This is a genomic window from Acinetobacter sp. KAM396 (assembly GCF_021602765.1).
Lineage (GTDB): Bacteria > Pseudomonadota > Gammaproteobacteria > Pseudomonadales > Moraxellaceae > Acinetobacter > Acinetobacter towneri_A.
Genome location: NZ_BPPH01000018.1, coordinates 35162 through 48059, shown reverse-complemented (window position 1 = coordinate 48059; position 12898 = coordinate 35162). Strand labels below are relative to the sequence as shown.

Here is a 12898-nt window from a genome sequence, read left to right as displayed (position 1 = left end):
GCCAAGCGTTATGAAAAAGGCAGTACGATATTGACGAGTAACTTACCCTTTAGCCAATGGTCTAAGTCATTTGCGGATGATGTTACGTTGACCGCTGCGATGTTAGATCGGTTGCTGCATCACTGTCATGTGGTACAAATATCGGGTGAGAGTTATCGTTTGAAGGATAAAAAAAGAATTGGGATTCAGCCCCAGGTTGAAATTTAATACGAGATCAAAGGGGTCAATTTTACTTTGCCATTTGTAAGGTAAAAGGGGTCAATTTTAGAATGCCGTTGACAACAGACCCATTTACCACGCACATGCTGTTCCTTATAGAACTGTGCCGGTCTGAAATGCAGTTTTTCACTGACATCTTCGCCGATACGATGGAGTTGGCAGCCACAAGCACATTGGGTTGATGCAGGTTCATGCTCAATACGGATGGTGTGTAGATGATATGGCAGTGGTCGACGTTTAGGTTTTTTGACTGTGGCTTTGTGTGTCACTGCATCGGTTTTATCTGCATTTAGCCGTTCCAGTTCTAGATCAACGGCTGCGATATCTTCTTCGACCGCTTCGTCCCATAGATGGATTTGTTTTGCAGTGAGATGTTCGTTTTTACTGCCGAATTTGTGCTGTTTAAATAGTGCGAGTTCATGCTCGTATTTTTGATTGAGAATAGAAAGATGTTGAACTTTAGAATCTAATTGCTGATTGATGACTTCAAGATGTTGAACTCTGGCATCTAATTGCTGGTTTATTTTTCTAATTCTTGATTTGATTGTGCCAGAGACTGATGCTGCATCGCCAACTGCCTGGTGAATTCCAGCAGTTGTTCATGGGTCAGTTGGCTTAAGTCAGGCAGCGTATTCATGACCGCAGTATGCCTGAGGTCATGAGAAGAATGAAATAGAACGTTTGGAGAATAGCAGAATGGAACAGCCTGTTTTAAAGCATCTTCACCACCTGCTGTCGTCCAATGCGCTGCCAGGGCAAACCTTGGATCAGTGCCTGTAACTGTTCCGGGCTGAGGGCCACGGTTTCACCTTGGTGAACTTGAGCCCAGTGAAATTTGCCCTGTTCCAGCCGCCGGGCACACAGCCAGATGCCCAGTCCATCATCGGTGCCACGGAAATACGAGGTTTTATTGAGTTATCAATAAGTTGTGGATTTTTCAGGGCTTTATCTACATTTTGCATATTGCATTTACTCGCATTTTTACTCATATTCCCCCATATTTCAGTATTTCGGTGCACCGTATTTGCACCGTGAAATGGGTTTTGGGTCAGGGTGCAAATTTATGGGTACAGTTACAGAAAGAGTTCTGTCCACTGGTGTGAAAAAATACAGGGCGCAGGTGCGTGTCAAGCGACAAGGGCTGCCGAATTTTACAGAGTCTAAGACGTTTAGTAAAAGGTCATTGGCTGAAGCATGGATCAAAAAGCGCGAATATGAACTTGAATTGAATCCTGAACTGATGATTTCTGCAAATATTTCAAAGGGCATGACCTTAGCTGCTGCTTTGGAGAAATATTTAAAAGAAGTTGAAGGTTTTGGGCGATCCAAACGCATGGGCATCCGCTTTTTAACTAATTGGCCAATCGGAAAGGTCAAAATTTCAGATTTAACCAGGAAAGATTTTACTGATCATACATATTTAAGGCGAACAGGGTACCCAGAGATTGCTGCAGATCCGATTGAATCAAGTACTGCCTTGCAAGATTTGCAATATTTGAAGGTGGTTTTGACGCATGCGGATCTTGTTTGGGGTGAAAAAGTCAATCTTTTTGAGCTGGAACAGGCGATGAAAGGTCTACGCAATGCACGTGTGATCACCAAGTCCAAGAAACGTGACCGTTTGCCGACATCAAATGAGCTGCAATTACTGACTAATTATTTTTATAGACGTTGGAAAACCAGTAAAACATCCATGCCTTTGCATCTGATTATGTGGTTGGCCATCTATACCTGCAGGCGTGAAGATGAATTGACACGACTTTTTTTGAATCAATTTGATCAGCATCACAATGAATGGAAAGTTTTTGATTTAAAAAATCCAAATGGCAGTGCCGGCAATCATAAAAGTTTTAAGGTGACTGAACAGGCTGAACGTGTCATCAAAGAGTTAATGAAGCCTGATGTCCGTGATCAAATGCTTCGTTTAGATTCTGCAGATCCGTCGGTGTTGTTGCCGTTGAATGCAAAATCATTTGCATCACGCTGGCGTGAAGCGATCAAGATGACAGGGATTGAAGATTTACGTTTTCATGATTTGCGTCATGAAGGAATTACCCGATTGGCTGAAGATGGTTTGACCATTCCTCAGCTGCAGCAGATCAGTTTGCATGAGTCTTGGGAAAGTCTGAGACGTTATGTAAACCTGAAAAACCGTCGTGATCGATTGGATTTTGTGGAAGCCATGAAAGTGGCCAAAAAATTGGTATAAAAAAAGCCCCATTTATTGGGGCTTTATTAGTGGCAACCAGTGCGTGATTTCATGTTCAAAGTGGCTACCGATCCATAGACCTTCACCAATATATTTTGCAATTTTGAAATTAGGATCCTCATGCGGTGGTAAGTGTGCATGAGGTCTGTAAATTAAAACCTTTTCATTCCTTGGTGGCAGTTGATCTTTTAAGCTGATCATTTGATACATATTTTGCATTTAGATCACCGCGATAAAATCAAAATGTTTTAGGTTCATGTGAAATGGTGTGAACCACGTTTTTACCCACATGGTGCGATTGAAGGTCAGTAAGCGATCTTTTTCCGTTTCCTTAAAGTAGGTCACTCGATCACCTTTGACTGCCACAATGGTGGCACCTTCAGGCTTTTTAGCCTTTAATTTTTCTAAATTATTTTCGTATTGCATTTTTAAACCCTCAATGCACGTTTTTAGGCGTGCATATTTGTCCAGTCTTGTTTAGAAATTTGACTTTGTTTGTTTAGCCAAATTGCCACGTCTGTAATGTTCACCATGTAAGGGGCTTTGTTTGAATCTTCTGCCTTGAACGTTGGGAAGGGCAGATCTTGAACGGCTGCACGCTTCTTTGCTGTTTCAATTTTAAGATGCGGTAAAAAGTCCTTTACGATCACCTCCAGTGGAACCACTGGAGACTGATACTTCATGGCCAATAAGAAACTTGAATCAAATTGATTCAGTGCAGCGTTCATCCTTGTGTTCCGTTTAACTGTTCAAATTCAGCAAGCCATTGTTCACGACTTACACCATTTTCAGCGGTTGCTGGGGAAATACCGGCAATGTAATAGCCTACTTTTATGTCGGAAATTGGATATTCCTTGGCAATGATATTTACATATTCACAATTCATGGCTTTTACTGTGTTGTAGGCTTCAGCCGCTTTTTCATGGTCAGGGGTAACTTTGATCATTTATTTGATTCCTCTATAGCACTTTGATACTGACTAGCAGTCAATTCAATGTGGGGCAAAACAACGTCAAAGTTTGCTGACACAAAATATTTATTTCCTTTCTTTTTAAAGCCTAAATCAGCACCATAACGGATTACTTCACCAAAGAGTGCCGTTGTTAGATCAGAGTAATTAAGGCTATGAAGGTCCTTCATGAACTCTGAATAAAACTGCTTATTCGTCTTACGTGGTCTAGCTTCAAAAATAGGCTTGCCATCCATTGGCTTACCTTTGCTAATTTTAAATAGAGTTTTATCGATTTTAGATTCATCGAAAAACCAAATGTGATGGAAGATTTTTCCATTGCTTAAAGTATTGTGAACGCCATACCCATCAGCAGCATATTGTTCACCAACTTGATAAAGTTTTTCGTCAAATTTATTCGAAGCTGAAAGTGCTGCATCAATTTTATTTACAGCTTCTGTGTCATTAATTTCATAATATTTTTGCATTGCTTTCCCCTTAATAGCCATTTGCCTGTGGTGCAGAGTCGAGCAGCTGCATCTGTTCTGCATGGATTTCAGTGGTATAGCGTTCAATACCGTTCTGATCCGTCCATTGACGTGTTTTTAATTTGCCCTCGATGTACACCTTTGAACCTTTTTTCAGGTACTGCTGGGCAATTTCACCTAAGCGGTTTTTGACCACGATACGGTGCCATTCAGTTTGTTCAATCCATTCACCGCTCTGTTTGTTTTGCCATTTTTCAGACGTTGCAATGGAGAAATTGCAAAGTGAACCACCGTTTGGAAAGCTTTTGCTTTCAGGATTGGCACCCAATGAGCCTACCAGTACAACTTTATTTACACCGCGCATGATGTTTCTCCTTCAAATTTGGCAAAATGACTGAAATGCGCTGTGAAGCATTTCTGGTTATTAGTGAATGGAATGTTCGGATTATGGATATAACAAACATACAGCTGATCATTGCCGACGATCTGAGTCACTTCAAAACGCTAATGACTGCTGACAATAAATTTGTAGCGTGCAAATTCATCCGGGATCCACACGGTGTCGCCTATGGCAAATTCATGCGCAGTAATCATTTCAGGATCTGTGAACGGTAATTCAGAGTCAAAATTGAGTTCAGCAGTTTCAAGTCCACCTGGCTGTGCTTTGCCAGTTTCAACAATATTTTTCATTTCGTTGATCAGGATGCATGCTTCAGTTGGCATGTGCTGAATGCATGGGTGCTGATTAAGAACAGTATGCAAACGTAGTACACGCGCTGAAATATCCTGGTGTTCTGCGATCATGGTGTAATAGCTTCGGTCTTTTTGTGTTTGAGCGTTCATTATTTCTTTGCCCCTAAATTTGGATTGGTGAAGATCCAGCACTTCACGTTACGGCTTGGTTTACCTGGTGCTTCACGACTTTTTGAAACCGCTGCCACGTCATCGGCAGGGAAACGGTCTGAGTACACCTGTTTATTACTTTCAATGAATTTGTACTTGCGTGAGGTGCGAAGTAATTTTTTCATTTCATTGATTTCAGGCAGCTGCTGATAATTACGTGCAGCAACTTTGTAAATTTCGTTTAAGTTGATAGCGATAGTTTGAGCATCGTTGTCATGATGATTGAGTCCCCATTCTGGTGAACGGTTGCCTTGCAAGTACTCATAAACATCCCAGAATTTTTCCACATCAGGATGATCACCGTTTAACTGTTCCACACGTTCACGCGCCATTTGTTCAAGCATTTCTTGTGCTTCAAGCATGTCTTCCAAGTCGATTGGCAAAACGTGTTTGGTCATTGCTTCGATCAGTGCAGCCACTTGTGCATGACATAAGGCAATACGTGTATGGGTAATGCCAATTTCATGATAGTGATCTTCAATTGACTGTAACTTTGATGCGTATGTTTCCAAGATTTTGTCTTCATTACGCAGGCAATGGGTCATGAAGGTGCATGCATCTTCAAGTTCCATGCGATCCAGTTCATCGACAATGCGTTTGGTTTCCAGTGACTGTCCTTTGCGGTCGAAGTACAAGTGCAATGTACGTGTCAAAATTGCTTCTGAAGCCTGAATTGCTGTGTTCTGCGAAATCAGAATGGCACCACGAAACGGTGGTTCATAGGTTTCATTGCCTGCAGTCTTTAAACCTTTGGAACGGATGGCACGTCCGTTGAAAGCATCTTTTAATTCATCCCAACTGAATTTTGACTTTTGAACAGCATTACCGTTCACGTCATTACGGTCGCCTTCGATCAGGACCACTGGCAAGTTTGCGATCTGTGCAAAGTTACGGTACACCGCCACGTTTGTGGATTTGTTGGCATCAAAGCCTTCATAGTCTTTACGACCTGAAAGTTTCCACATCATTTCAATTAAACGTGATTTACCTGCACCGGCTTCACCGACAATTTCCATAAATGGATATGAGCTGTGCATGGCACGGATTTGTTCAGCAAAATATGAACCCATCCACCAAGCCAAAGCCACAATACCTTTGGCACCACGGACTTTATGAAAGTCATTCCACCATGACGGATCAAACTGTTTTTTCGGGTTCAATGTGATCGCTGGTGAACTTGCCAGTGTTTTAATTTCCTGACGTTTTACTTTGAAAAAGTCGTGCTCATTGATGGCAATGATTTGGCCCTTATGCACGGCATATTTTTCAAAGATATAAGTTTGGTACTCACGGCTATAACCAATGTAGTCAATAGTTTTGACTTCACGTAAACGCTCAGTTTCACGTTTGATGAATGTTTCCAGGTGATTATCGGTACCTGTCCACATTGCACCGGACATCACAGACATGACACGTGGTTTGAACTTTGAACGTGATGACATTTGGTCAGCCGTAAATGTGGTTTTTGCTTCTGACCATGGGCTTTGCAATTTGAAGTAGTACCAAGATTCATCGGTAATTTCATTGCGCTGGAAGTACAACGGTTCAATCTGAGCGTTGCAAATTTCTTTGGCTGCGGAACAATTCTTTAATGCACTTGAACGGATCTCTTTATCAGTGAGGATCTGACCACCATTTTCAGCGGCTTCATTGTTGCGATCTTCTAAATGCTGAACTGCTTTGTTGAATTTGTCATAGTCGAGTTCCCACCAGTACAAACGGAATTTGTGGTTGTAATAGAATGTGTGACGACGACCTTCATAGAAGTTATAAATCAGAAGACCTGCTTCTTCAGCCGTTTCAGCAATGAGCAATTCACCATAATGTTTGTATTTGGGGAATTGATCAGGATTGAGTTTGTCCCACTGGAACAAGTCATTCCAGTCGAGTTTTTTACCACTATTTGCTGGTGGCTGTGCAGCTGTAGACGACCAACCTTCAGCATTTTTTACGCTCCTCACTATGCAATAGTTCATGCATATATAAGTCATTCCAATCAAAGTTTTTGTCTTTGATTTGGTGTGGTGGTAACGCTGCAGTTGATGACCATTTTTCCTGTATTGCACGTAAATGGAATTTTTTAATTGCCTTTTTACCTGCTTTGTCATTGTCAAATGCCCAGCAAAGACGTGGCTTATCTTTTTTTAGCTCATGACAACGGTCAGTGATTTGCTGAAGTAGTTTAGTTGGATAGTTTCCACTAGACATGGTTGCAACTGCAGGAACATTGGATAGTGTTAATGCGATGGCATTGAAAATTCCTTCAGTAAACCAAATAGAATCGGCATTACATAAAGCATCTAGTTCCATCATGGTCCATGAATAGCCTTCATATTTACCAATAAAATTGGCTTTCTGACGACCAAAGCGTTCTGGACGATCTATTAAGCGTTCCCAGTAAATACCCGGTGCAAGTTTGAAACGTACTGTTGCACTAACAAGCCCTGGGAATTTCTTCTCGTTATGAAATGCTTCTTGGGTATAAAGACCATTAATTTTTGATAGATCGAAACCACGTCCATGCTGTAAATATGCATCTGCAGCAGCATGTGGTTTCGCTTCAGTTTTAGGAAATTCTTTAGACCAATCTTTAAAAAGATCTTCACAAATATCTTTTACGTGTTCTTCATAGCCACATTTGTTTAAACGTCCACATTTAACAATACGAGGATTGATAGCATGTGTAAAAACCTCTTTTTTCCCACAGCTTGGGCATAGTCCTTCACGGAACCATTCATCACGTTTCTTAAAATTGAAGGTTTTTTCAAGCCGTTCAATAATGCGGTGTTTCAATTCGTACATTAATTTACACCCCGATATTTTGTTTCTACGATTTGGAGCCAGTCATTTGCATCTGTAAGCGTCATAAGCTTTTGATCGCAAAGTGCTTCGATGTAACCTTTTAACTTGAGTGCAGCAATAAAGCGCAAAGGGTCACGAAGTTGAGTCATTTGTTCAATACGCTCGTGCAGTGCTGCTGTACCGTTTCGGTTTTCAATTTGAGCTTTGCGCTTTTGGCATATTTCTTTTAGTGTTAACATTCTGTTTACTCTTGCGTGAAATTGTAAACTTCTAAGCATTTTCAGATGCTTAGGTGTTATTTTTCGCATTGAAAAAAGGGTTTTCAGGGTCTGCAATTTTTGATAATTCATTTGCAACGGCTTGACGAATCACATTAGAAATAGTCGTGCGGTTTTTTGCAGCATGGATACGCATGTAGTCTTTTTCGGGCTGGGTAAAATGTGCGCCACTCATTTCTGTTCGGTTTTCTTTGACTGTAGACATTTGAGTTACCTTTTTTTAAAGTTTCGATATATCAACAGTGTTAAACTGTTAAAGTCATCATATTACGAAATATCGAAAGATACAAGGCTAGTTGGGGTAAAAATGTCGATAAATGATAATTTTTTAGAGCGTGGGGCGCGTTTGAAAGCGGAAAGAAACCGTTTGAAGCTGACTCAATCTGAAATGGCTGAAATTATAGGTAAAGCAGTCGGATCTATAGTCCGTTATGAAAAGCATGGTGATGCCTTGAACCAGGATCAGCTGATTGCTTTGAGTAATGCAGGATTTGATGTCTTTTATATTACGTTTGGTTTAAGAGCTGATACTTTAAGTGAGCCTGAGCATGAAATTGTCACGGCATACCGTAGTCTGGGTGATGATGCCAAGCCTGCTTTTGTCAAAATGGTCAAGGCTTATGTGGCACAGTAATTTCAGGGCAAGCCTAATTCATCTACCCCAACCTTAGTTGGGGTTTTTTAGTGCTTTATATTGCTTTGGCGATCTGAACGACTTGGTGGTGTAGGGTGTTGAGGAGTGCGTTTAGTTCTTCGCTTGTGATTTCATGCTGTATTGATAGTTTGGTCAGTACAGAAAGTGTTTGTTCCAAGTTTTGAATTGGAAAGCGTATTTCGTCCAGTATTTCTTCTGCAGTCATGGTGTTATGGCTGTTAATGTCCAGTATTGAGTTCATTGCTCCCCCTGTCTATTTATAGTGGGTTTATTTTGCTGAAAATTGTTTAAATAATACAGTCATGTGCGACAATTTTTGTCGCACAGGATGGCCGATTTTGTAACTAATTCAAGAGTGGTGGATTTGTTTGGAACATCCAGCACTTTATGGTCTTTGCAAAAAGCGCACTATGGATAGATTTATTGTGCTGCATAAACACTGGGTGAGGGCTTTGGCTTTGCATGAGTATGGCAAAGAGCTGAGACTTCATTGGTAAACCTTCTATGCACTGATAAATCTGAGAAATATTAAGTGCCAAGATATTTGGGTTACGACTGTGATTGAGTCTATGTAAGCCATAGCTATTCACACTGGCCCAAAAGTCATTCAGCATTTTACTGTCGATGATGTTCTTTGTTTCTAGTGATAAACAGGCGATAGGCAATATGTCACGGCATAGATTGCCTTTGTTGTGCCAGAGCACTTCGGCATTTTGCATAAAGCCGTTGCTGTCGTGGTGAATTTGACTGACGGTATAAATAGGACCACCAGATTTGAGCTGTACCACTGCACCAATATGGATGCATTCATTGTTGCCATGCAGGTTGTAAAGCATGGCTGCCATTTGGTTAAAGGTGTTGATGTAGGCTTCTTTAATTTTAGCGGCTGCTGCACCAGTAAAGCCCATGACCAAAAACATAAAACCGTCTTTGGTCATTTCATAGTATTTGGATTCACGTGTTGCACCATTGCCAATTTCAATGGTTTGAACATGAGCTGAAAAGTTAGCTGATGTAAATTCAGGCGAACAATCCAAAGATTCAATTTTTTGGATGACGTTTTTATGCTGTTTCGCAAAAATTTCAGCCACCTTTAAACTGGTGGTTTTCACTTGCTGGTCTTGAATAAAAACCGCGTCATCAATATGTGCAATTGCGTTCATGCTCATACTCCCCAAAACAATAATGAGAAGACGATAGAACATGCTGAAAAGAACACGGTGGTGTCTAAGATGTTTTTAAAAATTTGTTTACGTTTAAGTTTGCGCTGGCGTTGTTCATACGCTGCTAGGTCGTAAATAGGGGAGTGTTCTTTTACGTTTACTCGAGCATAGCTCTCGTCTTGCACTCGGGTAAAGCGTTGCTTTACTTTTCCCTCGTTCAGAGTGCACGAATGTGTAGAAGAGAATGAGTTATTCATGGCTTTTCCTATATATCAAGTTAAAAACCTGACACCAAGCAATTTCCACAAAGATTGGTGACAGACTGAACAGGGGTGGAAATTTACCGCTATATAGGAAACGGCTGCCCCGAAGGGCACCCTGTCCAGCCTGCCATAAAAGGCATAGCCGAATTTTACACAAAAAAATAGCCCATGACGGACTTTTTGCGCCTATATAACTTTTCAGGTTTCCACGCCTGACCACAGATTTTGCTGTGGTAGTCAAACTCTAACAGTGTTAAAGTGTTAAGGTCAAGTGACTTTATAAGAATTATTTTTGAGGGTGGGGTGTGTCAAAATTTATTATTCTGTTTACAGGGATATTTATCCTATTTGCTGGTTGTGTATATGATGTTCCATCTGTAAAAGTACCACCTTCATCAACGACTATTCAGACTGATCAGCGGGTCACTATGACCCCTGAAGAAGCTAGACGTTTGTATAACGAACAAGTTCGACAACGGACAGTAAATAATCCTTTTAGTGATGAACCTCCTGTTGTTCAGACATTACCAAAAAGCAGATCATCAAATAGTGGTAATAGAATTATTAAGCAAAGTAATTCTTCCTCTCATGGGAGTTTGAAATGTGGCTCTGTGCCTAGATACTGTAAAGAAATGGTAAGTTGTGCTCAAGCAAAAGCTGCTCTCAAATGTGGTAATAGTCGTTTGGACCGCGATGGTGATGGCATTCCATGTGAAAATGTTTGTGGTGGATAATAAAAAAGCTATTAGGAATAAATCATGGGTTTTAATTTTAGAAAAAGTTTTAAGGTTGCTCCCGGAGTAAAACTAAATATCAGTAAAAAAGGCATTAGTAGTGTGTCAGCTGGTGTGAAGGGTGCACGAGTTAGTGTAGGTAAAAAAGGCACTCGTACGACTGTTGGTATTCCTGGTACAGGTCTATCTTATTCCAAACAGAATACCTATAAAAAGTCTGATAATGATTCTGATATGTATGATGGAGCTTGGACTTTATTTAAAGCTATTCTTTGGATAGCTGGAATAATTATGGTGATTGGGTTATTTATAATTTTATAACCGCATTTTAAATGGCGAATTCAAATGAAAAAATTGGCATTAATATTTGCCTTATTTATTACTGGATGTTCTGGTGAACCTGAAATAACTTTACCAGATGTAAAGCAAGTGGATATGAATGATGCAGATGCTATCATTCAATCTATTGGTGAAAAACCGATTCAAGTGATTGATAGTACAGACAGCAGAGATGCAACTAAGAAAATATATAAGTTTGATCATGCTTTTTCGCAATTAGAATTAAGCCCTAACTTTGCACTCATTTCATGGAAACAACATGATGACATCAGCTTAAATCGGGCTGTGAAAATGGGTATGGCTGCGCTTGGAAATGATGCAGGGTATTTGATACACCGTGTGGATCTAAATGGTGAACATACTGAATATAGTATTCAAGGGCATAAAATTATAAATAATTCGTGCGTATCTGAATTATGTATGATCAAAATTGAGAAATAAAAAAGCCCCTTTCGGGGCTTATTTATTGGAGCTGAAAACGCGTCACGCCACGTACAGCATATTGAATATTTTGCTGTCATCCTGTTGTTATTATAACATTTTTTTTAAAACCAGCCTACTGTGTGCAGAAATAATAAAGCACTTGCACAAACACCAACAATTGCACCTACTAAAAAAGGATAGAGCCACATATTTTTTATCCTTATATTTTGAATTGTTTTAATGCATCGGATAATGTTTGAAATGCATCTGTCCAACCTGTGACGATTTGCTTCATACCTTGACTGATCAGTTGAGAGATAGAACGTTCATCTTGATTCAGTTCAGTAAAGTGATTCAGTACATATTGGTAATTTTCCCAATCTATATATGCACCGTTACTGATTAAATTACTTTTTACTAGCTCTAGATCCCAAACTTGTGGAATCAATTGCTGATGTGTTGGTGTATGTTCCCAGTGAGCACTGAGATAACCATCAATATTGGTTAGAATATAGCGTTCGCCTTTTTTAGAATGTGCCAAAATAATACGTTTGGTACCTGTGATTATTTCGATTTTTTCTTTGCTTTTCATATTTTAATCGCTCCGATTTCGATTAATTTTAATTTTTCGAATTCATTTAAAATTTGTTCACAATATTCTTTTGATGCTGTGATGTTTAGTTGGTTGCCACTTTTAAGAAAAATATTCATTTCATTGTATTGACCACGGCTAGTGATCATGCCACCGCAAAAATCAGTATCCAAAACTTCAATGGCTTCGACTTGATGAAGATCAAATGCCTGTTTATTTCTTTTGATGTAGCAATAAATGATGTAATTGGTCATATTCAGTCCTGTGATGTGCATTCAGGGCAAGGGCATTCGATTGGATCTGATGGTTCAGCGATAATGACTGGCATGACGTTCTTCCTTGGTCTTGCATTCAATGCATAAAGTGACTGCACCTAGCTTTTGGCGTGCTGGTGGAATGTCATTGCCACATTCTTCACATTCAGACAGTGATGGTGCGCTGTAATCACGTGGTTTTACTTTGACTTGGTTTAGTTGGTTTTCTTGTGCGCGGTCGATGGGGTCAGACACATGCCACCTCTTTATTTTGTTTTGCTGCGGATTTTGGAAGATGAATATTAGGATTCGGCATTGCAGATGGGGAGAGTTCAGCATCCCATGTCAGGAAGCCTTGAGCTGTAAAACCACAATGTAAATTGGTGCATTGACCGTATAAGCGTTTTAAAAGTGGATCGACTTGTTCACTTGAACGGATCCAAAGTGATTCGCCGCAATGAGGGCATTTATTACTTATTGTACGTCCTGGTTTAGACATTTTTAATTGCTCTGCTGCATTAATTTTATACAACAAATGTACAACAAAATTACGATATATCTAAAGATTCTATTGTAAAAGTTATCAAATACCGTTATTTTGGTTTTACCCATTTCATCTTGACTTCG

Annotated in this window: 19 protein-coding genes and 5 pseudogenes; 6 read left to right on the top strand and 18 right to left on the bottom strand. The window is 40.0% G+C overall.

Annotated elements, in window-relative coordinates:
• Positions 1 to 207: pseudogene (gene istB / locus L6C30_RS10065) on the top strand (IS21-like element ISAba8 family helper ATPase IstB); the annotation flags it as partial.
• A 68-nt stretch (positions 208 to 275) separates the two neighbouring features.
• Here the strand turns inward: istB and L6C30_RS10060 are convergent.
• Positions 276 to 856 (bottom strand): annotated as a pseudogene (locus tag L6C30_RS10060) (IS66 family transposase zinc-finger binding domain-containing protein); the annotation flags it as partial.
• Positions 857 to 1020: 164 nt separating this feature from the next.
• Positions 1021 to 1068, bottom strand: a pseudogene (locus tag L6C30_RS14985) (hypothetical protein); the annotation flags it as partial.
• A gap of 214 nt (positions 1069 to 1282) precedes the next feature.
• On the opposite strand from L6C30_RS14985, the gene L6C30_RS10055 reads away from it, so the two are divergent.
• A complete protein-coding gene (locus tag L6C30_RS10055; protein ID WP_236162954.1) occupies positions 1283 to 2428 on the top strand; it encodes a tyrosine-type recombinase/integrase in 1146 nt (381 codons plus the stop codon).
• A gap of 12 nt (positions 2429 to 2440) precedes the next feature.
• Here L6C30_RS10055 and L6C30_RS10050 read toward each other — a convergent pair whose 3' ends face one another.
• The 10 genes and pseudogenes from L6C30_RS10050 to L6C30_RS10005 form a co-directional block, all read right to left on the bottom strand.
• Positions 2441 to 2647, bottom strand: coding sequence for a DUF551 domain-containing protein (locus tag L6C30_RS10050; protein ID WP_099336566.1), 207 nt, complete (start codon positions 2645 to 2647; stop codon positions 2441 to 2443).
• Entirely contained in the window at positions 2648 to 2854 is a 207-nt protein-coding gene (locus tag L6C30_RS10045) for a hypothetical protein (protein WP_236162955.1), read from the bottom strand. It abuts the gene before it with no gap.
• A 23-nt stretch (positions 2855 to 2877) separates the two neighbouring features.
• Complete coding sequence (locus L6C30_RS10040; protein WP_004672722.1) at positions 2878 to 3156, bottom strand: pyocin activator PrtN family protein; 279 nt, start codon at positions 3154 to 3156, stop codon at positions 2878 to 2880.
• A complete protein-coding gene (locus L6C30_RS10035; RefSeq protein WP_236162956.1) occupies positions 3153 to 3374 on the bottom strand; it encodes a hypothetical protein in 222 nt (73 codons plus the stop codon). The genes L6C30_RS10040 and L6C30_RS10035 overlap by 4 nt, the downstream gene beginning before the upstream one ends.
• Positions 3371 to 3865 (bottom strand): hypothetical protein, encoded by a 495-nt coding sequence (locus tag L6C30_RS10030; RefSeq protein ID WP_236162957.1) that lies wholly within the window; start codon positions 3863 to 3865, stop codon positions 3371 to 3373. Before L6C30_RS10030 ends, L6C30_RS10035 begins: the two co-directional genes overlap by 4 nt.
• Before the next feature lie 25 nt (positions 3866 to 3890).
• Positions 3891 to 4229: pseudogene (locus L6C30_RS10025) on the bottom strand (single-stranded DNA-binding protein); the annotation flags it as partial.
• A gap of 140 nt (positions 4230 to 4369) precedes the next feature.
• Positions 4370 to 4708 (bottom strand): hypothetical protein, encoded by a 339-nt coding sequence (locus tag L6C30_RS10020; protein ID WP_236162958.1) that lies wholly within the window; start codon positions 4706 to 4708, stop codon positions 4370 to 4372.
• Positions 4708 to 7570 (bottom strand): annotated as a pseudogene (locus L6C30_RS10015) (toprim domain-containing protein). The gene L6C30_RS10020 and the pseudogene L6C30_RS10015 overlap by 1 nt, the downstream one beginning before the upstream one ends.
• A complete protein-coding gene (locus tag L6C30_RS10010; protein ID WP_236162959.1) occupies positions 7570 to 7809 on the bottom strand; it encodes a hypothetical protein in 240 nt (79 codons plus the stop codon). Before L6C30_RS10010 ends, L6C30_RS10015 begins: the two are co-directional and overlap by 1 nt.
• A 49-nt stretch (positions 7810 to 7858) precedes the next feature.
• Positions 7859 to 8053 (bottom strand): hypothetical protein, encoded by a 195-nt coding sequence (locus L6C30_RS10005; protein WP_236162960.1) that lies wholly within the window; start codon positions 8051 to 8053, stop codon positions 7859 to 7861.
• 102 nt (positions 8054 to 8155) lie between these two features.
• Between L6C30_RS10005 and L6C30_RS10000 the strand changes: the two genes are divergently transcribed.
• Positions 8156 to 8482: a helix-turn-helix domain-containing protein gene (locus tag L6C30_RS10000; protein ID WP_236162961.1), complete on the top strand. Its 327-nt coding sequence runs from the start codon at positions 8156 to 8158 to the stop codon at positions 8480 to 8482.
• Positions 8483 to 8537: 55 nt separating this feature from the next.
• Here L6C30_RS10000 and L6C30_RS09995 read toward each other — a convergent pair whose 3' ends face one another.
• Both L6C30_RS09995 and L6C30_RS09990 read right to left on the bottom strand, forming a co-directional pair.
• Positions 8538 to 8744: a hypothetical protein gene (locus L6C30_RS09995; RefSeq protein ID WP_171529614.1), complete on the bottom strand. Its 207-nt coding sequence runs from the start codon at positions 8742 to 8744 to the stop codon at positions 8538 to 8540.
• Between the two features lie 103 nt (positions 8745 to 8847).
• Positions 8848 to 9666 (bottom strand): Rha family transcriptional regulator, encoded by an 819-nt coding sequence (locus L6C30_RS09990; protein WP_236162962.1) that lies wholly within the window; start codon positions 9664 to 9666, stop codon positions 8848 to 8850.
• 568 nt (positions 9667 to 10234) lie between these two features.
• Between L6C30_RS09990 and L6C30_RS09980 the strand changes: the two genes are divergently transcribed.
• The 3 genes from L6C30_RS09980 to L6C30_RS09970 are packed head-to-tail and all read left to right on the top strand — an operon-like array spanning position 10235 to position 11443.
• Positions 10235 to 10663, top strand: a complete 429-nt coding sequence (locus L6C30_RS09980) for an excalibur calcium-binding domain-containing protein (RefSeq protein ID WP_236162963.1) — start codon at positions 10235 to 10237, stop codon at positions 10661 to 10663.
• Positions 10664 to 10687: 24 nt separating this feature from the next.
• Positions 10688 to 10984, top strand: a complete 297-nt coding sequence (locus tag L6C30_RS09975) for a DUF4236 domain-containing protein (protein WP_236162964.1) — start codon at positions 10688 to 10690, stop codon at positions 10982 to 10984.
• Positions 10985 to 11008: 24 nt separating this feature from the next.
• Positions 11009 to 11443: a hypothetical protein gene (locus L6C30_RS09970; RefSeq protein WP_236162965.1), complete on the top strand. Its 435-nt coding sequence runs from the start codon at positions 11009 to 11011 to the stop codon at positions 11441 to 11443.
• A gap of 202 nt (positions 11444 to 11645) precedes the next feature.
• Here the strand turns inward: L6C30_RS09970 and L6C30_RS09965 are convergent, their stop codons facing one another.
• From L6C30_RS09965 to L6C30_RS09950, 4 genes are read right to left on the bottom strand one after another with little or no spacing between them, the layout of a single operon-like run.
• Entirely contained in the window at positions 11646 to 12017 is a 372-nt protein-coding gene (locus L6C30_RS09965; RefSeq protein WP_236162966.1) for a hypothetical protein, read from the bottom strand.
• A complete protein-coding gene (locus tag L6C30_RS09960; protein ID WP_236162967.1) occupies positions 12014 to 12271 on the bottom strand; it encodes a hypothetical protein in 258 nt (85 codons plus the stop codon). Before L6C30_RS09960 ends, L6C30_RS09965 begins: the two co-directional genes overlap by 4 nt.
• A 54-nt stretch (positions 12272 to 12325) precedes the next feature.
• Positions 12326 to 12526 carry a TraR/DksA C4-type zinc finger protein gene (locus L6C30_RS09955; RefSeq protein ID WP_236162968.1) on the bottom strand — a complete coding sequence of 67 codons (201 nt, stop codon included), beginning with the start codon at positions 12524 to 12526 and terminating at the stop codon, positions 12326 to 12328.
• A complete protein-coding gene (locus tag L6C30_RS09950; protein WP_236162969.1) occupies positions 12519 to 12770 on the bottom strand; it encodes an ogr/Delta-like zinc finger family protein in 252 nt (83 codons plus the stop codon). Before L6C30_RS09950 ends, L6C30_RS09955 begins: the two co-directional genes overlap by 8 nt.
• Positions 12771 to 12898 lie beyond the last annotated feature (128 nt).

Excerpts from the sequence above, each read along its gene's own strand:
- L6C30_RS10040 (WP_004672722.1), bottom strand. The coding sequence starts at position 3,156 with ATGAACGCTGCACTGAATCAATTTGATTCAAGTTTCTTATTGGCCATG.
- L6C30_RS09960 (WP_236162967.1), bottom strand. The coding sequence starts at position 12,271 with ATGACCAATTACATCATTTATTGCTACATCAAAAGAAATAAACAGGCA.
- L6C30_RS09970 (WP_236162965.1), top strand. The coding sequence starts at position 11,009 with ATGAAAAAATTGGCATTAATATTTGCCTTATTTATTACTGGATGTTCT.
- L6C30_RS09965 (WP_236162966.1), bottom strand. The coding sequence starts at position 12,017 with ATGAAAAGCAAAGAAAAAATCGAAATAATCACAGGTACCAAACGTATT.
- L6C30_RS10050 (WP_099336566.1), bottom strand. The coding sequence starts at position 2,647 with ATGCAAAATATGTATCAAATGATCAGCTTAAAAGATCAACTGCCACCA.
- L6C30_RS09995 (WP_171529614.1), bottom strand. The coding sequence starts at position 8,744 with ATGAACTCAATACTGGACATTAACAGCCATAACACCATGACTGCAGAA.
- L6C30_RS10045 (WP_236162955.1), bottom strand. The coding sequence starts at position 2,854 with ATGCAATACGAAAATAATTTAGAAAAATTAAAGGCTAAAAAGCCTGAA.
- L6C30_RS10055 (WP_236162954.1), top strand. The coding sequence starts at position 1,283 with ATGGGTACAGTTACAGAAAGAGTTCTGTCCACTGGTGTGAAAAAATAC.
- L6C30_RS10005 (WP_236162960.1), bottom strand. The coding sequence starts at position 8,053 with ATGTCTACAGTCAAAGAAAACCGAACAGAAATGAGTGGCGCACATTTT.
- L6C30_RS10020 (WP_236162958.1), bottom strand. The coding sequence starts at position 4,708 with ATGAACGCTCAAACACAAAAAGACCGAAGCTATTACACCATGATCGCA.
- L6C30_RS09975 (WP_236162964.1), top strand. The coding sequence starts at position 10,688 with ATGGGTTTTAATTTTAGAAAAAGTTTTAAGGTTGCTCCCGGAGTAAAA.
- L6C30_RS09990 (WP_236162962.1), bottom strand. The coding sequence starts at position 9,666 with ATGAACGCAATTGCACATATTGATGACGCGGTTTTTATTCAAGACCAG.
- L6C30_RS10030 (WP_236162957.1), bottom strand. The coding sequence starts at position 3,865 with ATGCAAAAATATTATGAAATTAATGACACAGAAGCTGTAAATAAAATT.
- L6C30_RS10035 (WP_236162956.1), bottom strand. The coding sequence starts at position 3,374 with ATGATCAAAGTTACCCCTGACCATGAAAAAGCGGCTGAAGCCTACAAC.
- L6C30_RS10010 (WP_236162959.1), bottom strand. The coding sequence starts at position 7,809 with ATGTTAACACTAAAAGAAATATGCCAAAAGCGCAAAGCTCAAATTGAA.
- L6C30_RS09950 (WP_236162969.1), bottom strand. The coding sequence starts at position 12,770 with ATGTCTAAACCAGGACGTACAATAAGTAATAAATGCCCTCATTGCGGC.
- L6C30_RS10000 (WP_236162961.1), top strand. The coding sequence starts at position 8,156 with ATGTCGATAAATGATAATTTTTTAGAGCGTGGGGCGCGTTTGAAAGCG.